This window comes from Pseudolysobacter antarcticus (assembly GCF_004168365.1).
Classification (GTDB): Bacteria; Pseudomonadota; Gammaproteobacteria; order Xanthomonadales; family Rhodanobacteraceae; genus Pseudolysobacter; species Pseudolysobacter antarcticus.
Genome location: NZ_CP035704.1, coordinates 658,724 through 680,322, shown reverse-complemented (window position 1 = coordinate 680,322; position 21,599 = coordinate 658,724). Strand labels below are relative to the sequence as shown.

Genomic DNA, 21,599 nt, shown 5'->3' with positions numbered 1-21,599 from the left:
AACGCCGCAAGCCAATGTCCTCTTTGCTCGCGACTCCTCGTAATGAACGGATACCACTCCATTCTTCCGAGAATTTCGCATGCGCATTTCCTGCAAAAAATACAGCCGCCGATTTTTCTGTGCGCTAGCGATCATCGGCGGTTTGTCGCCGCTGGCGTCGGCCAGCACGTTCACTGTCACCACCACCGCCGACAGTGGCCCGGGATCATTGCGTCAGGCGATTCTGAATGCCAATGCCAATCCCGGTGCCGATACCATCCTGTTCGGGATCGGCACGGGTGCACAAACTATTGCCCCGCTGTCGGAGCTACCCGCGCTCAGCGATCCGGTCATCCTGAATGCGCAATCGCAAACGGGCTTCAACGGCGTCCCATTGATCCGCATCGATGGCATCAACGCCGGCGACAGTGAAGGATTGCGTATCGATGCCAGTCAAACGACGGTGCAAGGTTTGATCATCACGCGTTTTGCGCGCGACGGTATCGCGATCATCAGCGGCAGCGGCAATTTCGTACGTGGCTGTTATCTCGGCACGGACGGTATCAGCGCGCTCGGCAACGATACCGGGATATTCATCGACAGCACGACGTCGAGCACGATCGGCGGAAGCCTGACGAACGACTTCAACGTGATCTCCGGAAACGCAAGCGACGGCATTTATATCGGCGCCAGCGCCAGCAATATTTCCTTGTTCGGCAATCGTGTCGGCCTCAACGCGGCGGGCACGGCCGCCATTGCGAATCTCGGCAGCGGCATACGCACGTTGGCGGCAAACACCAAGATCGGTTCGACCCAGCCGGCGCAGCACAATTTTTTTTCCGGCAACGGCGGCGATGGCATTTATGTCGATTCAACCACCGGCGTGCAGATCATCGGCAACTACATCGGCGTGAATGTCGCGGGCACCGCGGCGATCGCGAATGGCGGCAGCGGCATCGTCGATGATCTTGGCGTGGGCACATCGATAGGCGATACGACCAGCGGTGGCGCAAACGTAATCTCGGGCAATGGCGACAACGGTATCGTATTGATCGGCGTGCAGGGTAGCCAGATTCTGGCGAATATCATCGGCATCGCAGCGAATGGCAGCCAGGCGCTGCCGAATACCAATTACGGCATTCGCGCGATATCCGGCAGCTTCGTCAACATCGGGGCAAGCTCGGCGGGCACGGGAAATCTGATTTCCGGCAACGGCAGAAGCGGCATCATTCTCGAAGCTGTCACCAGCAATTTCGTGATCGCCAGCAACAACATCGGCAGCAATGCCGCGGGCACAGCGACCTTGCCGAATGGCGAGGACGGCATCGTCGTTTACGGCCAGAACATCAGCGTCGGCAACAGCCTCGCGGGCAACGTAATTTCGGGCAATAGCGGCAGCGGTATCTCGATCGATGCGCCTGCGCAAAATATCAGCGTGCTGCGCAATATGATCGGCTTGAATACCGCGGGCACGGCGTCGTTGGGCAATCAGGGTTACGGCATTCGCGCAGTTGGCGGCGGCGGCATCGTGATCGGCCAACCCGGCAGCGGCAATACGATTTCCGGCAATAAACGCGGTGTAAATCTCGAAGCCGCCGTGACCGCGGCAAAAGTGCAAAGCAACGTGATCGGACTCTCCGCCAACCAGTCCGCGGCAATCGGCAATAACGAAAATGGCATCGGCATCCAGGGCGCCAACAATCAGATCGGCGGCACCGCAGCCAACACCGGCAATGTCATCGCGGCGAACAGCTATTACGGCATTTCGCTGTACGGCCCGGGCGCCACCGGCAATCACATCGAAGGCAATAGCATCGGTACGAATGCGGCATCGACCGGCATCTTTCCGAACCAGTTCGGCATCGTGATTTACGGCGCCAATGGCAATTTCATCGGCGGCACCGCGGCGGGTGCGGGCAATGTGATTGCCAATAATTCGAACAATGGAATCTACCTGTGGTTCGGCGCGCAGAATCGATTCCTCGGCAATCGCATCTACGCCAATCAGCGGCTTGGCATCGATCTCGATCCGCAAGGCCCGTTGCCGAACGATACGTTGGATGTCGATCACGGCCCGAACGAAGGCCAGAATTATCCGGTGGTCACGCTGGCCACTCAGCTCGCGAATGCGGTCAGTGTGCAGGGCCAGTTGAGTTCGTTGCGCAACGCGAATTTTCGCATCGAATATTTTCTCTCGGCGACCTGCGATATAACTGGCATGGGTCAAGCCGAGCAGTTTCTCGGCAGCAGCAATGTGCTCACCGATGTGAATGGCATCGCCGCAATTTCGGCATCACTGCCGAGCAATCCGGTCAGCGGATTTATCACCACCACGGCCACCAGTGCGGACGGCAATACCTCGGAATTTTCGCCGTGCATCGCGATCGGCCCGGCCAGCGCGGGCGAGTTCAATATCGCCACACCGGTCCAGGCGTACGAGGATGTTGCACTGTTCAAGGTCGCGATTGTGCGCTCGCACGGACTCAGCGGCATCGCATCGGTCAAGTTCAATACCGCCGATGGCACGGCAACCGCGCCGGCGGATTATGCGAGCGTGATACAAACACTGACTTTCGCCGCGGGCGAGTCGATCAAAATCGTGAACATTCCGATCGTGCTGGATAACCAGGTCGAAGGAACCGAACATTTCGGCCTCGTGCTCAGCCAACCGACGGGTGGCGCCAAGCTCGGGGCGAATTCCGCGGTCGATGCAGCGCTGTACGATCACGACCCGGGCTATCCGTTCTACAGCGTGACCGATGCGAGTGTGAGCGCGCCGGATGTCGGCCAGGTGCAAACCAGTATCACGATCAAACTTTCCGCTCCGACCACGCATACCATCGTGCTCAACTATCAAACCGCGGACGGCGCGGCCAAGGCCGGTGCGGACTATGTCGCGCTCAGCGGCCAAGTCACTTTTCTCGCTGGCGAAACCAGCAAGGTGGTACCGATCACGGTACTCGCCGATGCGCAAAACCAGATCGAAAAAACCTTCTATCTGCAGATCGTCGGCGGGACTGGAAACGTGATCGCTTACGACAGCGAAGGCCAGATCACGATCACTGCCAGCGATCGAATCTTCAAGAACGGCTTTGAATAGCGTGCGCGCTATTGCCGTGATAGCGGATCTGATTCGTCGTCACGGCAGCGTTGAACCACCGTGAAAACTCCCCGCAATAATCAGCGGCGCGGTGCTCGAATCACGGCGCGCTGGCATGTTCCTTGGCAATGCGCGTATCAAGTTTTTCGTTACCGCGCGCAGCATAACGGCGGCACGCCTCGGCATCGATCAGTGGTGAGCTGGGCTGTGCTCCGAGTCGGCTCCACATCGCGCTCGCATCCGGATGCGGCGTGAGCAAAATATCGCAAGGCAGTGCTGCGATCGTCGCGAGACCGGCACGGAATGCCGCGACAAAACCCGGATGCGACACCTCGTCGGTATAACGATAAACGTCGTCGGATAACGGCGTGACGCTATCGAGGTAGGCCAGCTGCAGGCAGCGCTCGCCTTCGCAAGATGTCCACGTCCAGCTGGTGCCTCCGGGCGTGTGGCCCGGTGTGGCATGGGCGGTCAACGCCAAAGTATCCAGCGTGATGATTTCGCCATCGACGACACGCCGCACGTTGCTAACCGGCGGAAATTTTTTGCTTTCCAGATACTGCGGATCCGAACGATCACCCTGACCGCGTTCGATCGCATCAGCATCGGCACCGCGCGCAATAACAACCGCCCCAGTATCGTGCTGCAGTTGCGCCAGCCCGCCGGCGTGATCGCTATGCGCGTGCGAGTTGAGGATGTAGCGCACATCGGCCAGACGAAACCCTAGCTTGCGAATATTCGCCTCGATCAGCGGTGGCGCTTTTTCGGTGTCGCCATCAATCAGGATGTGACCGTGAGCGGAGGTGATCAGCAGCGCACTCAGCCCGCACGTGCCGACATACCAGGTGTTGCCGTAAATATGCAGCGGCGACGCGGGCTCGTTCCAATCGGCATCCGGCTGGCAGGTGGATTTCTGCGTCGCGGCAACGGTTTTGGCGGCGTGCGCGCTGCAACCGGCTAGCGCAAATATCGCAAAAGTATACAAATGCAATCGCATGTACTTACTCGCAAGAGAGCGGGCGTTGCCGCGGAATTGTCGCGCAGGCTAACACCGATCTCCGCTGTTTTTTGCGCTCCCCAAAGTAAAAATATGTACCGCCATTTTTTCGCCCGCAGGCAGACAGATTTTCGCCGCACGCCCGTCAGGGCGACGCCACGAATTCATCCGCCCACAGATGTCCGGTTCGATAACGATCGCGCCTGAACGGCAGCGACATCCGCCAATGATCGAATGTCTGCAATGCACGCCCTGCAACGTATATCCCAGAACGAGCAGCCGGTATTGGCTGCGCATTCGGGAGCACGTCATGCAAACCAGCCAGAATAGAACCGACAGAAATTCCGGCGGATCGCGCCGACATCGATGGCTCGCGATTCTTGCGCTGGCCGGGTGTCTGACCAACGTCGCGGCATGCGCGCAGAACTACGATGGCAAACCCGACCCGGCCTTCGGCATTCCGGGGCTCGGCTGGAGCAATTACGCCTACGCCGGTGCGAGTTTCGCGACCGCCGTGGCGCGGCAAAACGACGGCAAGATTCTCGCAGCAGGCACCACGACGCTTGCTTCGGGTCATACCGTGGTCATCGTTATGCGGCTCAACACGAGTGGGTTTCTCGACACGAGTTTTGGCGCAGGCACCGGCTCGCTGCCGGGCATCGGTACGTACTTTTTCAGCTCGGCCGATTTTGCTGTACCAACCGATGAATCAGCGAGCGCGATTGCGCTGCAATCCGACGGCAAGATCGTCGTGGCCGGAACATTCACTGCCAGTACCGGCGGCACCGGCGGACTACTGTTTCGGCTGCTCGCGAACGGTGCGGTCGATGCGAGTTTTGGTAGTGATGGCGGCGCGCAGTTCCTCGATTGCGACAGCCAATCCTCACTCGCGGCCATTGCGATATTGCCCGATAACCGTATCCTCACTGCGGGCACCGGACAGAAATATGTCAGCGGCACCAGCGCGGATTTTTGCGCCGTGCTGCACGATGCCAACGGCCATCCGTTGATGCAGAAGTTTGTCGATTTTTCCGATGGCACGGTAGGGGTAAAAGACAACGCCAGCGCGATCGCGGTGGCCGGCAATCGCGTGGTCGTGGCCGGTTCGGCGCAAGGCCGACCGCAACACCTCGGTGGCAGCAACGATACCAATTTCGCGGTGGCTGCATTCATCTTGCCGAATCTCGATCTCGATGCTGGTTTCGGACCGAATCCGACCACCCAACCGGGCTTGGCGATTGTGCCGTTCGACGGGCAGTTTCCGGGCGGCGAAAGTGCCGACGCGTGTCGCGCGGTTGCGATCGGCGTCGACGGTGGCATCGTGCTCGGCGGCGAAGCGTATGTCACGACCGCATCGGGCACGGTGAGTTATTGGGCAGTCGCAAAACTCTACTCGAACGGCATTATCAACGCCGGATTCGGCGGCGCTCCGGTGCCAGGCGAAAAGATCGGCATCTACCAATCGGTCGGCGCCTACAACGGGATCAGCAGTTTGGTGCTGCAGCAAAACAGCATCGCCAATAATTCGGAAGATCACTTCCGCGAAAACATTATTTTTGGCGGTAACGCTTACAGCTTTTTTCAGGGTAATGCACCGGCCGATTTCGGCATCCACCGCATGTTGTTCAACGGCGATCCTGATAGCGCGTTCGGTAGCGCCGGCAATGTCATTTTCAGCCCCGGATCCGAACCCGGCAACGGTTCGCCGCAATACGTCACTGCGCTGCTGCTGGATGGCAACCGGCCGCTCGCCGTCGGCGTGAACTACACCGCAAGCAACGTCGATTTCCTGTTCCTGCGCTTGCAGAACGACAAACTTTTCGGTGACGGATTCTGAGCCGCAAACCGTTGCTCGATCATCATCGCGCATGGCTTGCACAGAACATATTTTTGCGCATGAAAAATCGCGTCGTTAGCAGTCGCCATGTGCATGCCACACCCCACTCAGCATGCCGATTCACGCGCCATCCACGCGACCGGATCGCAGCCAAAGTAGGGTCAATCGAGTTGACGCTACTGCACGGAACCAGCGGACTACACGCCGTCAATCGTGCCTCGGCTTGCCGGCTGAGCGCATCAGCGCATCGCGGTTCATGATCTCGCTATCACCGGGCTTTTGGCCGGGGTTGCATGCACCGGGCCAGCACATAACGCCGCGTGATTATTGTTTGACGAGTTCGACACGGCGGTTTTTCGCCTTGCCTTCGTCGCTGTCATTGCTTGCCACCGGCGCCGATGCACCGAGGCCTTGCGCGCTGAGTCGATTCGCCGCCACGGCGTAACTTCCAACCAGCGCTGCGACGATCGCGTCGGCGCGACGTTGCGACAGTTTGTTGTTGTAGTCCGCGCCGCCTTGATTGTCGGTATGGCCAGTGATCGCCAGTTTGAGATCGGTATGATCGTGCAGCAACTGAGCAATCTGATCGAGTTGCGGTTTTGATTCCGGCTTGATGTCGGCCTTGTCGAAATCGAAGGTGATGCCGTAGATCACAGCCTTGCCGCTACTGATCAGGCTTTGATCGAGCGCATTGGCAGCCACCGTTACCAGACCTTTTTCCATCGGCTTGCTCTCGATCAACAACACGAATATCGCCGGGCGTTGTTGATCGATTTTGTCTGCCGCCATCACCACGATATACACATCGCCCTGCGCCCGCGCAAGTTTGCCGAGCAGGTAGCGCGGCCGCTCGCTATTGGTAAATCCAAGCGAAGATTCCGGGGTATTGTCGAGATGATTCAGGTGCAGCAATTCCAGCGCCTGACTCGCGAAATCGTTACCGCATTGCAGATCCGAGCACGTCCACAGCACGCTCATGCCGGCCTTCTGCAAGGCTTCCTGATAGTTACTGAAGACTTCAAGCGCGCTGCGTTCGGGCGGCGCAAAATAGAACAAACGCGTGCGTTTGCCCGTCACATTCAGTGTCTTCGGCGCGATACTTTCGCCACTCTCATTTTGCGTGGCGGGACCAAGCGGCAACGCGGCTTCCTCAAAACCTTTTTGATCCGCACCGAGCAGGAATGAACCTGGATAACGCGCCAGCAGCGGATGATCCTTGCAAGCTTCGCAATCCTTGAGATCGTTATCGGCCCAACTCGCTAGCGGCGCCGACAACAACAAAACCAGAGCGATGAATCCGAGCTTGAGTTTCATGGCAGTATCCTTTCGAGGAGTTGGAGTACAAAGTTCACATATACGCAAAGTACACAATGCGACATTGTTCGGTGCTGCAGGATTAGCTGGGCACTGAACACGAAAACGACGCGATTGATTCAATAACCCGGATCAAAGTTATCGCTGAAAATCAGGTCGCTCTGATGCCGCATGAAGACGAAATCCGTCGCGCTACCGGAGTTCAAGCTGCGATATATATTTCCGATGGTGACAATACGACCAGCATCGAACACGCCATCCAGCGCGACGTCGTAACCGGCGTCCGTAGGCTGCCGTGGTGCATTGCAGGAGACGAACGCATAGGTCGGATCTTGCGAACCAGAAGCCGTACCGCGAAATACCCACGAGTGATTTGTCTGAGAGTTGAAACAAGTGCTAGCGATCAACCCACCAAACAATGGCAAGCCGCTGCCTTGGATCAGGGAGAACCATAGCCCCTCGTAAAGTCCACTTGCATAGCTGGTGGCATTGAAATAAAACGCGAAGCCGGCGCCAAAGCTGAGATTGTGAAACGCAGTGTCGGCAACGCCATTGGCATCGAGTTTTGCGACGAAACCTAAGCTGTCGTCGGCAGTCGGTTGCAAATTGTCATCGCCGAAATAATACCGTTCCCCGGCTATCAACAATGCGCCATCCTTGCCGATGGAAAGTCCACGACAATAGCCGTTACCTTCGCTCGCATCGCTGCGGCCAGCTGACCATGCGGTGTTGAGATCAAGCACGAGTTTGCCGCTGCTCGCGGTGCCGAAGCTTGGCTCCAGCCGTAGTCGCGGTGCGGTCGAATAAAGGCCCGCCTTGATGATTCCGCACTCGATATTGTGATGGCCGCTGGCGTAGTCGGCTAAGGTTACCGAACCGATCGCATAGACATAGCCGAGGCGCTGGCTCGGTGCATCGACGGAACCAACAAAAGCGATGCGTTGCACTTGGTCGTTGTGGGTACCGCCGAGATCAAAATATGTGGTGAGCCGGTCGATGAATATGCCGCTGGCATCATATAGCACCAGAGAAAAGTCGCTCGACGCAGGAAAGGAGATTCCCGCTGCGGCTCCCGCCGCCAGCAGTCGACCATCGGGTAGCGTGAGCACATCGTTGTAGGCTGATCCATCTGCATCCTGGATGTTCCACACCGACGTGCCCCCGTTGGCGGGAAACGCGATAAGCGAACCACGCGGCGCGCCATAACCGATCGTGCTGGCGACCACGAACCGGCCATTCGGCAGCAACGCAATGCCGTTGCCCGTGTAGTCGACACCTCCGCCAGTGGTAATCGATCGACCCGGCGTGGCGATATCGCCAAACGAGATATCGAGCTGGCCATTATTGAGAATGCGAGTGAGGCCGATGGCTAGATGGCCGCCATTATCGACACTGCCGACTGCGACGAATTTTCCGTCGGGCTGGCGTAGCAAACGGTGCGCGCCATCCTGATGGGCGTTCGAGCCATTGCCAAAATCGATAATGAGCGAGCCCGTTTGCACACCCGGTGTTGAACTCGGGCTACCGAAAGTGGGATCGAGATCGCCATCCATTGCATGCGCGAATCGGGCATAGGTCGATATACACAAAACAAGCCCCAACGCATACCAACACATGCTGCGGAAAACCGGATTTTTACTCACACCCTACTCCCGAAAGCCCAGCCGTTTGACTGCTGGTGATGGGATATACGTTGCACAGCAGTGATTGCAGACATGCAAATACGCGGACGCTTTCGCAACAATAGAAATACTCGCTGTATCAGCCAGGTTTTGCGGCGAAATCGCGAACCCACGGATGTTGCGCGGTGCGATCGGCAACACGCCTATAATCGGCTTTACTGCATGCCGCCGGAAATATCGTGCCGTCCACGTCGCTCTATCGCATCGGTGAATATTCGATTGATCTCGCCACGCGCGCGATTCGACGCGGCGATGCGCCGGTGGATGTCGAAGCCAAGGTTTTCGACCTGATCGCGCTGCTGCTGATTCATCACGACCGCGCCCTTTCCAAACGCGAAATCAACGACACCTTGTGGGGCCAGCGTCCGGTTACCGACGCAGCGTTATCGCAACTGCTGAGCAAGGCGCGGCGCGCGCTCGGTGACGATGGCGAATCGCAACATGTGATCCGCACCGTGCATGGCCGCGGCCTGCAATGGGCTGCGCCGGTGCTGATCGCAGGCGACGAAAAAGTCGAGGTCACAATCGATCCGCAACCAATGTCATCGCCAGCCGCGATCAAATCGCCGGCACGCTCGGTGCGCGGCTGGTGGCTGGCGGCGCTGGCGGCATTATTGCTCATCGTCGCAGCATTATTGATCCCGCATTTTCCACCGAGCGCAGCGGATGGCCGCACCTTGTCGCGCATCGCAGTGCTGCCGATCACCGACAAGACCGCTGAACCGGGACTGGCATGGACACGCAACGGTCTGATGGGCCTGATTGCGAGCCTGCTGCAGGAACAAGGCAAGGTCGAAGTGATCGGTGCTCAGCTCGTGCAGAGCGTGGTCGGCACACACGACAGCTTCGATGCGGCGGCGCTGGCAGCACTCGGAAAATCACTAGGCGCGACGCACTTTGTGAGTGGCGAATTACGTCGGGTTGGCTCGTTATACGAACTGGAATTGCGCCTCAGCATTGATGGCTCGATCGCACATCGCGAGACTTTGCGCGCGACCTCACCGACGCCGCTCGCGGTCGATTCCGTCGCACGCATCCAGCGCTGGCTCGGCGTCGTGCCACTCGCATCGGCGTCCCGCGACGATAGCGATATCCGCAACCCGTTTCTGGCCGAGGCGTATGCGCGCGGCCTTGATGCCGCGGCGCATGGCGACGAGGCCAGTGCGAAGAAATATTTTCAGATCTGCCTTGATCAAGACCCCGGCCTGTTATGGCCACGTTTGCGGCTTGCGACGTCGCAAGGCTCGACCAACGAGATCGATAGCAGCGTCGAAAACGCCAAACGCGTGGCCGATATCGCGCGGCAACGCGGTGATCACGATTTGCTCGTGCTGGCCTTGCGTCAGCTCAGCGCATCGAATTATTTCAAAGGCGATGGTGATGCCGCCGCTGGTTACCTCGACGAGGCATTGTCACTGCTGCCGGACAATAGCCGCCCACTGACTCTGGCCGGTGTGCATTCGACCTACGGCGCGGTCGAAATCAAGCGTGGCCATCTCGCCCAGGCGCGCCAGCATCTGGAGCTGGCGTTGCCGTTGACGCGCGCCGCCGGCAGCCGGCGCAACGAGTCGTCGGTATTGGCCAACCTCGCGATCGTCGATGGTGAGCAAGGACATTTCAAGGAGCGGCTGATCCATTTTCGCGAAGCGATCGATGCCGCGCGCGAAGCCGGCTCGAAGGATCTGGAGATGCGCGAACTCGGCGGTCTCGGCGCTGCCGAATTCGATGCGGGCCACGCGCTGACCGCGGTGCCGATGCTGCAACAAACCCTGGCCCTCGCACGCGAGTTGTCCGATCTGCATACGCAGGTGCACGTCGGCACCAATCTCGCGCGCGTGCTCGCCACATTCGGCCATTACGAGGCAGCCGAAGCGCTGGCGCAACGCGCGCAAGAAATCGCGCTGCAAAAGGACAACAAGAACTGGCAGGCGAAAGCCTTGTGGGCGCGCGGCGTGATTGCCGAGCAGCGCGCAGCATGGGGCGATGCGAGTGCCGCACTGGATTCCGCGCACGAACTTTTCGCCGCGGTGAAAGCGAATCTCGATGACGCTGCGGTACTCGCCGATGCGACGCGTGTCGCCACGCGTGGTGGCAATGTCGCCGCCGCAGAACACGCCGCCGCCGCGCTGGCCTTGTTGATCCAGGCGGATCCCGCAAATCCGGAAATGGCGACGATGCAGCCGCTCGTGCAAATTCAGTTGCAATACGCGCACGGTCAACGGACGGAAGCGATCGCTGCGTTGCAACGCCTGGTCGATGCCAATGCCACTCGTGCCGATGGCCCGCCAAAGCTGGATGCATTGCTGCTGCTCGGCCACTGGCGCGTGGATACAAACGATGCCACCGCCGCGCTCGCACTGATGCCTGCACTCGCGCCGTGGCTCGAACAACAGCCGGAAGCGATCGCACTGCACATCGCTGCCTTGCGTGGCGCGGGGCAGACCGACGCGGCTGATGCCGAACAAAAACGACTGGACCAACTCAAGCAATCAGCGGATCTGGTCGTGGATTCTGCCCTGCTCGCGCCGCTGATTCCGACCGCCAGCCCTGCTCCGCAAGCATCGAAATAGCGACATTCGCTCGCGCGTCAGGCGCATCATCACGATTCGTCGCGATTCACTCACGAATCCGTCAAGACCCGAGTTGGCCGCGCTGCTGCAATACGCGCCGGTACAACCACGAGAGAACGGCGATGCCCAACACTCGGAAAACCGGCTATCAGAGTCGCGTCACGGCTCTGCTGATGCTACTCATCGTCTCCGCCACGGCGCATGCGAGCCCGCAATATTTCATCGTCGGCAACACCCAGGGCGGTGCGGCACACTGCGAATACGAGACGATTCAATCGGCGCTCGATGCCGCGCTGGCGAACGGGCCGGATCTCGATTACGTGTTTGTCACCAACACCGCGGGCTACACCAATCAGGCGCTGGTGGTGGGCAACCAATCGGTGTTGATCGAAGGCGGTTACGACGATTGCGATCTTTCGTCACCGGGTCCGGCAGCGACCGTTGTAGGCGATTATGCGCACAGCGTGATCGACATCCAGACCGGAACTTCTAGCGGACGCTCGATCACCTTGCGCCATCTCGATCTGAGCGGCGGCGATGCGCCATTCGGTGGCGCCGTGCATATTCTCGGCAGCGCCTACGTGTTGATCGAGGGGGTGACGATGCACGACAACAAGGCCAGCTACGGTGGCGGAATTTCGAGCGCGCAGGCGACACTCGCGATCGGCAAGGACGTCGGCATTCTCAACAACACTGCACGGCGCCAGGGCGGCGGCATGTATCTGCAAGGCGGCACGGTGCGCATCCAGAATGATCGCACCACGCTCAGCGGCAATCATGTTCAGTACGATGCCGCCAACCTGCCGTCGGGTTTGGGCGGCGGCATTTACGCCACGCGTTTTGGCACCACGCCGGTGGATATTCTTATCGGCGCGTGGCAATACCAGGCCGGCGATCCACGCCCGCCGATCAGCGGATTTTCGATCGCCAATAATCGCGCCGACGACAAAGGCGGTGGTATTTATCTCGATGGCCCGAGTGTGAGTTTGATCGCGCAGGAAACCAGTCTGACCGGCAACAGCGCGGCAAATTCGGGCGGCGCTGTGTTCATGTACAACGGCAGCAGTCTGCAGATGTCGCGCGATTTTCCGGGCGTGCCGCCGGCACCGCAATGCGCGAATTATTTGCAATGCAATGTGATCCGCGGCAACAGCGTCGATAGCCACAGCACGTATGTTGCGGCGGGCGGCGCGATCAATGTGCAGGTCGGCAGCGTGCGCTTGATCCAGACCGCAGTGCTGCAAAATTCGGCCGACTCCGGTTCGGCAATCAGCGTCGGCAGTATTGCCGGTGCACCGAATCCGCCGAACACGATTCGGCTGCAAGGCGCATTGATCAGCCGCAACAATTGCGTGCACGGTTCGAACTTCCGGCCATGCAGCACGATCGATCTGGGCAGCGGCGCCGATACGCGCATCAGCTACAGCACGTTCGCCGATAACAGTCATGCCAGCGGATCGTCGCCCGCGGAAATCTATTCATTCAGCAGCGTCGGCAGCTCGCTGACGTTGTTGTCATCGATCCTGCAAAGCAGTGTGCCGATCGTGTTTCAAGGCGGCGCTACCAGCTATCAAACCGATTGCGTGATCAGCAGCAATTCCGCGCTGACGATGGGTACGCGCAGCCAGGTGGGGGCGCCGGGTTTCAACAATCCGGCAAATTTCGATTACCGCCTGCGCTCAAAGTCACTGGCCACCGATTATTGTGACGATGCGAACACGATCAACGACGACTTCACCGATCTGGTGCTGAATGGACGCGGTTTCGACGATACCCAACACGGCAATCTTTATGGCCGCTTTGATGTCGGCGCGTTCGAGTCGGATCATATTTTCGGTGGCGGTTATGAATAGTGTCCGCGCACAATTGTATGCGCCGAGCAGACCGACAAATGCGCTGCGAATGAACCTCGGGAGATACCTCGTGAGCTTGCATCGCGTATTGCTGCTGATCGCACTGGTCTGTCTTGCCAATGGGGTTTGTCACGCCGACCCGGCCTGCGTGAGCAACGAGACCGAACTGCGGCAAGCCTTGGCTGATGCCAGCGTCAGCGCCAATCTCATCGACGAAATCCGGCTGATGCAAGGCACGTATTTTACTGGCGGGCAGATGTTCAGCTACAGCACGGCGCAACCGCACAATTTGAGTATTTCCGGTGGCTGGTATGATGACCATGACCCGTGCGACTTTCAGCATCAGCAAGCCGGTACCACGATCCTGGATGGCCAAAACGTCACCGCCGTGCTCAGTATCAACAACACCGGCGATGCACCGAATACGACGTTATCGATCAACAATCTGACGTTGCGCAACGGCGCGACCAGCAACAACGGCGAATCGGCGGCATTGGCGCTGTTCGGCGCGCTCGAACAGGATCTGCGCGTGCAGAATGTCATCGTTCTGAGCAGCCACAATACAAAGACACCACCACTCAACATCTTCACCAACGTCGTCACCTTGAACAGCTTTGCCAACGTCTATTTGATCAATAACGTCATCGGCGATTCCAGCAGCAATTATGCGAATCTGGCAATTTTCGCCGAGTACCCGGCGCAGATCGTCTACATGCACAACAACTCGCTGTCGCTCAACGGCGCCGGTTTCGGTGCCTTGCTCGATTCCAACGGCGGTACCGCCTTTCGCCTCGTGAACAATGCGATCGTTGGTGGGATCAACTTCAACAGTCGCAGCTCCGGCGACCCGATTCGCATCTGGCTATACAGCAACTTAGGTTCGTGGGGTTACAGCAGCATCGTCACTGCGCCCATTGTCCAGGCCGACGTGGGCAACGATCCGGGGATCGATCCGCGCTTCATTGGCGCGCTGGATTTTCGTCCCGCCGCCGGTTCGCCGCTGGTCAATCGCGGCTTGAACGCACCGGTCGGTGGATCCAGCAACTACGATCTGGACGGCAACCCGCGCGTCAGCCTTGGCATCGTTGATGTCGGCGCGTATGAATCAACGCGCGAACGTATTTTTGCGAACGGATTCGAGTAAGAGCCAGGATCCAACTTATCACCGGCGGAGTCGGATATGCCACTACGCCAACAGAACCGCGGCAACGCATAATCCGTGGACGCGCGGCCGGCCTGCGCCGATATGGCCATCTTTTACGGCGCGCAATCACGCGGCGCAAGCGGCGCCGCTGCATCAGCGCGCAGACTCAAGCGCGGCGTGAGCTGCACGAGGCGGCGCACATACGCATCGGTGAATACCGTCGCGCAACGGCGCGTGAGATGCGAATACTCGGGCAGGTTAAGGCCCTGCATCGCCGCATCGTCGTCGAAATGGATGCCGCGCACATCCGCGCTGGCCAGCAATGCATCCCAGCCTTTCGCGCGTGGCAGACGCGGCTCTTCGATCGCACGCAACTCGGGTGCGGACGGTGGCCGCACGAACACCACTTCGCCGCCGCGCGCGCGGATCGTGGCAACCGCTTTGCGTGTCGCCGCAAGAGTCATCGTAATGATGTCATCGGCAATCGGCGGACCGGAAAATACCAGCTTGGTCCAGACCATCCGTGCGTGTGCGCGCAAGTAGTCATCGTGCTCGATGCGCGGCCACATCCAGGCCTGCCGCTCATCTGCATTGACGATAATTTTCCAGACTGCATCGTAAGGTCCCTTCACGCCAGTGCGCAGATCGGGATCGAGCCGCAACACGAGTTTGCTGAGCCGATAATCCTCATCGAGAAATCCGAACACACGCGCGAGGCCGCGATACAGCCAGAACGAGGTTTTTTGCGCGGGCGATTCGTAGCGATAAAGTTTCAGCGCATCGCCCATCAAACCCGGCTCCTTGCGGAAGTAGGAAAGATCAGCGATGCCGACAATCGCGAGGCCTTTGAAGTTTGGATCGGCGGCGATATTTTCCAGAAACGGGCGCGCGTTGGTGCCTTGCAACGCCAGTTGCACGGGGCGCACGCCGGTGAGGGCGGCAAACCGATCGAGGTCGGTATCGAACAGAATTCGCGAGTCGCCAACAATCGCCACCGCGACATCTTCGGTATCGATACGACGACGTTGTTCGGCCCATGCCGACGCGCCATCACCGAGATCGCCGGGTTCGAGTCCGAGCTTGCGCATGCGCCATTCCCACAGCCCGGTCAGCAGCAGCGTCAGCGCGAGCGCAATAACAAACATGCTGCGCCATGGCCGCGGCGGAATAGGACGTTCCGGCACGGGCTGCGCCACACCGGGTCGGTCCGCGGCGGTCAATCGCTCGGGCGCGGATTTATCCATACCGGCTTTCTCAGAACTGGAAATAGATGAATGCATTGCCGCTGCCTTGTTCGATGAGGATGGCGAATGCCATGCACGCCCACACCACGGTGAGCAATGCGACCGGGGTGCGCGCGATCAGGGTTTCGAGGGTGCTGTTGCGCATGAGCCAGTGCGTAGTGACGAGTCCGCCGACGATGATCGCGACGATGAGCAGCTGCACCGCAGAAATAATCGGCACGGCGGACGCATTCATTCCGAGCATGCCGCTCAATACCAGCCACGCTTTGGCGAAACCCTTGGCGCGGAAAAATACCCAAGTCACGTTGATCAAAACATAAGTCAATATGGCGAAGCCGAACAGCGCCAGCGCGTTCGGGCGATAGCCGGAAAAACGCTGTCGCAAGGCGCGTTCAACGCCCAGATAAAAACCGTGCAGACCGCCCCAGACGACAAACGTCCAGCTCGCGCCATGCCACAGTCCACCGAGCAGCATCGTCGCCATGAGGCTCAAGTAAGTGCGCGCCTCGCCGTGCCGGTTGCCACCGAGCGGGATGTACAAATAATCGCGCAGATACGACGACAGGGTGATGTGCCAGCGTCGCCAGAAATCCGAGAAACCGATCGCCGCATACGGAAAACGAAAGTTGTCCGGCAACGCGAAGCCAAGACACATCGCCACACCGATGGCGGTGGTCGAATATCCGGCGAAATCGCAGAAAATCTGACCGCTGAACGCGAGTGTCGCCGCCCACGCATCGAGCGCACCGGGAATCCTCATGCCGTCGTAAACCAGCTCCGCCGCGCCGGCTAGAAAACCGTCGGCAAGTACGACTTTTTCGAACAGTCCGAGCGTGATCAGGGCGAGACCAAAACGCAATTGATCGGAGCTGGCGCGACGCGGTTTTTCGAACTGCGGCACCAGTTCGGTCGGGCGCATGATCGGCCCGGCGACGAGGTGCGGAAAGAATGTGACGAACAGCGCGAAGTCGAGAAAAGAACGCGTCGGTTCGGCGCGGCGCAGATACACATCCAGCGTGTAAGACATCGTCGCAAAGGTGTAGAACGAAATGCCGACTGGCAACACGATCGCGAAATCCGGCGGCTGATAATCGATGCCCGCAGCGGCCATCAGCACGCGAAAATTCTCCAGCAGAAATGTGCCGTATTTGAAATACGCGAGCACACCGAGATTGGCGATCACCGACAACAACATCCACGCGCGGCGGCGTGATGCGATCTGCGAATGAACGATTTGCTGCGCCGCATACCAGTCGACCACGGTCGATAACCACAGCAGCACGACGAACGGCGGATTCCACGCCGCGTAGAACAGATAACTCGCGAGCAGCAGATTGATTTTTTTCACACGCCACGAAAACGGCAGCGTATGCAACGCGAGCACAAGCGCAAAAAAAACCACAAACGTCAGTGAATTGAAAACCATCGCCTTCCCCGCGGATTAGTACTGTCGCCATGCGCTCGATCGAGCGTGCCGCCGCGTGCTCCCGAGCGCGGCGTGGCCTGCAGCATGCCTGTAAAAACACACCGCGACGATTATGCCTTGGTCGTGCAAGCTTTGCCGAGTCGGCGGATCGAGCCGTCGATCGGCGCTGAATTCTAACGCCGAATATCGAAACGTTGTTCGCCGAGAAACGCGGCGACATCAGTTGTTTCGAGACGCAAAAAATCGCCGGGCACGGAATGTTTCAGGCAGGCCGCGGCGAGGCCGAAATTCAAGCTGTCGGCATCGCTCATTCCGCTGTACAAACCGTGCAGCATGCCTGCGGCGAAAGCGTCGCCGCCGCCGACGCGATCGACGATCGGGGTCATGCTGTAGCCCGGCGTTTCGATCACGCCATCGCGCGTGAACAATGTGGCCGAGAGCTCGTGATGATCGACGCTATGCTGGCGGCGCTGGGTCGCGGCGATACGCTTGAGTTGCGGAAAAGCCGCGAACGCTGCGTCAGTCGCAACCTGCGCGATATCGTCGTGTCGCACCGCGGAGAAATCCCGATTCAAGGCGATCGCGATATCGCGATGATCGGCAAATACCAGATCGGCGCACGCGAAAATCTCATGCAAGATCGCGCTCGCATCACCATCCCAGGCCTGCCACAGTTTGCTGCGAAAATTGCCATCAAAGACGACGTCAAGGCCGGCGGCACGCGCCGCCTTTACCGCTGCGATGGCCGCAGATGCGGCGTTCGCGCCAACCGCCGGAGTGACCCCGGAGACATGCAATACCTGCGCGCCAGCGAGCAAATACGGCCAGTCATAGCTCTCGGGCAAGACGCGGGCAAAAGCGGAGTCGGCACGATCGTACAAAACGTCGCTAGGTCGTTGCGCCGCGCCCGTCTCGATAAAATACAAACCCATGCGCCCGGGCTTGCGCGTGATCCCCGTGGTATCCACGCCGTGCCGACGCATCTCGCCGAGCGCGGCTTTTCCGAGTGCATTTTCCGGCACGCTGCTGACCAGTGCGACGACATGACCGAAGTGCGCAAGCGCGACCGCGACATTGGCTTCGGCACCCCCCACGTGCACATCGAGATGCGGCGATTGCAACAGCAATTCGCGCCCGGGTGCACCAAGGCGCAGCAGCAACTCACCAAAACATACAAAGCGTGTCGACATGATTTGCACTCGTCCCGATTCAATGGCCAAAGAGTCAAGCAGATAAGGTTTTCGATCTCGTCCGGATAGCGAGAAACGGATCGTGCCAGCGATATTTCAACATCGGCGCGAATCACTTGTGCGTCGCAACATGGGCCATGTGCTTGTTAAAATCATCCAAAATACAAGCATTTGTGCGGCCCGCAGCATTTCCAAAACCAGTGTTAAAAAGATACTTGTTGCTGCACTGCGGTGTTTGTTACGCTTCGTTATGTCACCGGTGTCAATATTTAAACATAAAAAATGATACCGGTGTCATAAATCAGGCTGCAGTTGCGGCGGCACACAGCAATCGTACGGAGGGTATACAAAGTGAAAAATAGTACACGGGGAAATCCAGGGGCGCTCAGGGCGGTATTGTCGGTGGCAATCATGCTCGTATTGTACGGCAGTGCAAACGGCGCGTCGGCACAGACGGCCATCGCCCAGCCCGATGGCGAAGACAATACAGCCGCAACTACCGCAGCAGCTGATCCGCAATCCGCCGGATCGCCTGGCGCAAATTCCAGCGCTACGAAAGACAAGACCACCCAGCTCAGCGATGTGGTTGTAACCTATCGCGGCAGTTTGGAAAAAGCGATCGATCTGAAACGCGATTCCGTCGGCATGGTCGATGCGATCATGGCCGAAGACATTGGCAAATTCCCGGATTTGAACCTCGCCGAATCGCTGCAGCGCATCCCGGGCATCAGCATTTCGCGCGTCGCCGGCGAAGGGCGGCAGATTTCCGTCGATGGCCTCGGCCCGAACTTCACCCAGGTCCGCATCAACGGCATGGACTCGCTCGCAACCACTGGCGCCGACGACAACAACGGCGGCAATAACCGCACGCGCGCGTTCGATTTCAACGTGTTCTCCGCCGATCTGTTCAACAAGATCGAAGTACACAAATCTGCTTCCGCCGACATCGCCGAAGGCGCACTCGGCGCGACCGTCGATCTGCATACACCACACCCGTTCGATTTCAACAAATTCGTGTTCTCCAGCTCGGTGCAGGGCGGCGAGAATATCCAGGCGGACAAGGTCAATTCACGCGCGACCGCATTGATCGGCGACGTGTTCGACGATGGCAAGATGGGCCTGCTGTTTTCGGCGGCGTATACCCATCGCAACGTCACCGAAGCAGGCAGCGGCAGCGTGCGCTGGGACAACGGTCCGAGCAGTGGCGGTTTTGCGGCAGCATCGCCGTTTAAAGACGCGCTGTTGCCGACCACGTTCATCCCGCGCCTGCCACGCTACAACGTGTATACCCACGACCAGGACCGCGTCGGTTTGACCGGCTCGTATCAATGGCAGATCACCGACAGCACCCTGCTTACGGTCGATGGACTGTATGCGGACTTCAAGGAAAAACGTCGCGAATACGATCTTGAAGCCGTGTCTTTCAGTCGCAGCGGCACCGGCAAACCGCAGACCATCGTCAAGGATGGCGTGGTCGCACCGAACGGCAATCTGGTTTACGGCGTATTCGACAATGTCGACATGCGCGTGGAAGGTCGCTACGACCAACTCGAAACGCAGTTTGGTCAGACCACACTGAATCTCGATCAAAAATTCGGCGACAATTTCAAGCTCGATTTGATGATCGGCCATTCGCGCTCCGACTATACCAACCCATATCAGACCACGGTCACGCTTGATCACGCCAACGCCAATAATTTTTCGTACGACTACCGCAACAATCCGAATCTGCCCGCGATCAACTACGGTTTTGATGTCGGCAATCCGGCGAACTGGTCGTTTGCGAATGGTCAGTCGGAACTGCGCCTGCGCCCGAACACAACCAGCAATCTTGAGCTCGCGAAACAGATCGATCTGACGTGGGACATCACCGAGCATTTGCATCTCAAGGGCGGCCTCAACGACAAGGATTACAAGTTCCAGACCAGCGAAATGCGCCGCGCATCCGAAGTCAGCGTACCGAATCTGCCGACCGGCACCAGCTTGGCTGATCTCACCCAGCTCATGGATTTCGGCGGCAAACTCGGCGCGCCGGGCGGCACACCCAACGGCTGGGTGGTGCCAAACATCGACGCCTTCGCCAAGCTCTTCAACATCTACGGCAACCAAGGCACGTTCTCCCTGTCGCCAGCGTCCAACGGCGCGAATGGCAACAACCGCAGCGTCAAGGAAACCGATCGTGGTGGCTACGTGCAGGCCAGTTTCGACACTACCGTGTTCGGCATGCCGTTGCGCGGTGATGCCGGCGTGCGTCGCGTCGATACCGATCAATTCTCGACCGGTTTTGCGATCATCAACGGTGGCCTCGTGCAGACCTCGGTCAGCCGCAGCTACAGCGATACGCTGCCTTCGATGAACCTCGCACTGAGCCTCGCTGACGACTGGCTGTTGCGCTTTGGTGCGGCGAAAGTATTGACGCGTCCGGATCTCGGCAACCTCTCGCCGGGCGTGAATGTCAGCGTCAGCGGTGGCAGCCGCGTGGTATCGGGTGGCAACCCGTATCTCGATCCGTACCGCGCCAAAACCTACGACCTCGGTCTGGAGTGGTATTTCGCGACGGGCTCATATCTCTCGGGCGCATTGTTCCGCAAGGATATCGATTCGTTCGAGCAGGTTTCGCATACCACGCAACCGTTCAGCGCGTCGGGTCTGCCAGTGAGTCTCATCGCCGGTACCGCGGCATTGCCTACCGATGATTTCGATTTCACCATTCCGGTCAACACCCCGGGTGGCAAGCTCAATGGTATTGAACTCGGCTACCAGCAGTCCTTCACTTTCCTGCCGGGATTCTGGAAAGATTTCGGTACGATCATCAATTACACCCACGTTACTTCGAAGATTCAGTACGTGACCTCGACCGGTGCTAATTCCTTGCTGACCGATCTCACCGGGCTGTCGAAAAACGCCTATAACGGCACACTGTTTTACGACAACGGTACGTATTCCGCGCGTGTATCAGTTGCACACCGCGATGGTTATCTGACCACTGTGCCGGGACGCAACAACAACGATGTCGAAGGCACCAAAGGCACGACCAACGTCGACTTCATGACCTCGTGGAAATACAACCAGAATCTCGAATTCAGCTTCGAAGGCATCAACCTCACCAACACGCCGAACAATCTGTACGTGAGTTCGACCGGTGAACGTTCGGTGGTTTATACCCGCACTGGTCGCGAGTATTACGTTGGTGTTCGACTGCGCTTCTGATCGCGATTTGATGACTCGTTTAACCATGACGGCGGAGCGTGATGCTCCGCCGT

Annotated in this window: 12 protein-coding genes; 6 read left to right on the top strand and 6 right to left on the bottom strand. The window is 58.8% G+C overall.

What is annotated here, in order from left to right; translation table 11 throughout:
- Positions 1 to 79: 79 nt before the first annotated feature.
- Complete coding sequence (locus ELE36_RS02990) at positions 80 to 3,079, top strand: Calx-beta domain-containing protein (protein WP_129831681.1); 3,000 nt, start codon at positions 80 to 82, stop codon at positions 3,077 to 3,079.
- A gap of 100 nt (positions 3,080 to 3,179) precedes the next feature.
- Here ELE36_RS02990 and bla read toward each other — a convergent pair whose 3' ends face one another.
- Positions 3,180 to 4,076 carry a subclass B3 metallo-beta-lactamase gene (bla, locus tag ELE36_RS02985; protein WP_129831680.1) on the bottom strand — a complete coding sequence of 299 codons (897 nt, stop codon included), beginning with the start codon at positions 4,074 to 4,076 and terminating at the stop codon, positions 3,180 to 3,182.
- Positions 4,077 to 4,386: 310 nt separating this feature from the next.
- On the opposite strand from bla, the gene ELE36_RS02980 reads away from it, so the two are divergent.
- Positions 4,387 to 5,913, top strand: a complete 1,527-nt coding sequence (locus ELE36_RS02980) for a delta-60 repeat domain-containing protein (protein WP_165371447.1) — start codon at positions 4,387 to 4,389, stop codon at positions 5,911 to 5,913.
- A 324-nt stretch (positions 5,914 to 6,237) separates the two neighbouring features.
- Here ELE36_RS02980 and ELE36_RS02975 read toward each other — a convergent pair whose 3' ends face one another.
- Both ELE36_RS02975 and ELE36_RS02970 read right to left on the bottom strand, forming a co-directional pair.
- Positions 6,238 to 7,227, bottom strand: coding sequence for an OmpA family protein (locus ELE36_RS02975; RefSeq protein ID WP_129831678.1), 990 nt, complete (start codon positions 7,225 to 7,227; stop codon positions 6,238 to 6,240).
- A gap of 119 nt (positions 7,228 to 7,346) precedes the next feature.
- Positions 7,347 to 8,870, bottom strand: a complete 1,524-nt coding sequence (locus ELE36_RS02970) for an NHL repeat-containing protein (protein ID WP_129831677.1) — start codon at positions 8,868 to 8,870, stop codon at positions 7,347 to 7,349.
- A 218-nt stretch (positions 8,871 to 9,088) separates the two neighbouring features.
- Here ELE36_RS02970 and ELE36_RS02965 point away from each other — a divergent pair, with 218 nt between their 5' ends.
- From ELE36_RS02965 to ELE36_RS02955, 3 genes are all read left to right on the top strand, one after another.
- Entirely contained in the window at positions 9,089 to 11,479 is a 2,391-nt protein-coding gene (locus ELE36_RS02965) for a winged helix-turn-helix domain-containing protein (protein WP_165371446.1), read from the top strand.
- 122 nt (positions 11,480 to 11,601) lie between these two features.
- Complete coding sequence (locus ELE36_RS02960) at positions 11,602 to 13,332, top strand: right-handed parallel beta-helix repeat-containing protein (protein ID WP_129831675.1); 1,731 nt, start codon at positions 11,602 to 11,604, stop codon at positions 13,330 to 13,332.
- Between the two features lie 70 nt (positions 13,333 to 13,402).
- The gene (locus tag ELE36_RS02955) at positions 13,403 to 14,476 is read left to right on the top strand and encodes a choice-of-anchor Q domain-containing protein (protein WP_129831674.1); all 1,074 of its coding nucleotides are present in this window, start codon (positions 13,403 to 13,405) and stop codon (positions 14,474 to 14,476) included.
- Positions 14,477 to 14,589: 113 nt separating this feature from the next.
- Here ELE36_RS02955 and ELE36_RS02950 read toward each other — a convergent pair whose 3' ends face one another.
- The 3 genes from ELE36_RS02950 to ELE36_RS02940 all read right to left on the bottom strand — a co-directional run bounded on the left by ELE36_RS02950 (position 14,590) and on the right by ELE36_RS02940 (position 18,339).
- A complete protein-coding gene (locus ELE36_RS02950; protein ID WP_129831673.1) occupies positions 14,590 to 15,720 on the bottom strand; it encodes a hypothetical protein in 1,131 nt (376 codons plus the stop codon).
- A 10-nt stretch (positions 15,721 to 15,730) separates the two neighbouring features.
- The gene (locus tag ELE36_RS02945; RefSeq protein ID WP_129831672.1) at positions 15,731 to 17,146 is read right to left on the bottom strand and encodes an MBOAT family O-acyltransferase; all 1,416 of its coding nucleotides are present in this window, start codon (positions 17,144 to 17,146) and stop codon (positions 15,731 to 15,733) included.
- A gap of 173 nt (positions 17,147 to 17,319) precedes the next feature.
- Positions 17,320 to 18,339, bottom strand: a complete 1,020-nt coding sequence (locus tag ELE36_RS02940) for a sugar kinase (RefSeq protein ID WP_165371711.1) — start codon at positions 18,337 to 18,339, stop codon at positions 17,320 to 17,322.
- Between the two features lie 408 nt (positions 18,340 to 18,747).
- Here ELE36_RS02940 and ELE36_RS02935 point away from each other — a divergent pair, with 408 nt between their 5' ends.
- Entirely contained in the window at positions 18,748 to 21,546 is a 2,799-nt protein-coding gene (locus ELE36_RS02935; protein WP_129831670.1) for a TonB-dependent receptor, read from the top strand.
- Positions 21,547 to 21,599: the final 53 nt, after the last annotated feature.

Bases quoted from the DNA above. Each gene is read 5' to 3' on its own strand.
- ELE36_RS02960 (WP_129831675.1), top strand. From the start codon at position 11,602: ATGCCCAACACTCGGAAAACCGGCTATCAGAGTCGCGTCACGGCTCTG.
- ELE36_RS02950 (WP_129831673.1), bottom strand. From the start codon at position 15,720: ATGGATAAATCCGCGCCCGAGCGATTGACCGCCGCGGACCGACCCGGT.
- ELE36_RS02990 (WP_129831681.1), top strand. From the start codon at position 80: ATGCGCATTTCCTGCAAAAAATACAGCCGCCGATTTTTCTGTGCGCTA.
- ELE36_RS02945 (WP_129831672.1), bottom strand. From the start codon at position 17,146: ATGGTTTTCAATTCACTGACGTTTGTGGTTTTTTTTGCGCTTGTGCTC.
- bla (WP_129831680.1), bottom strand. From the start codon at position 4,076: ATGCGATTGCATTTGTATACTTTTGCGATATTTGCGCTAGCCGGTTGC.
- ELE36_RS02975 (WP_129831678.1), bottom strand. From the start codon at position 7,227: ATGAAACTCAAGCTCGGATTCATCGCTCTGGTTTTGTTGTTGTCGGCG.
- ELE36_RS02935 (WP_129831670.1), top strand. From the start codon at position 18,748: ATGCTCGTATTGTACGGCAGTGCAAACGGCGCGTCGGCACAGACGGCC.
- ELE36_RS02980 (WP_165371447.1), top strand. From the start codon at position 4,387: ATGCAAACCAGCCAGAATAGAACCGACAGAAATTCCGGCGGATCGCGC.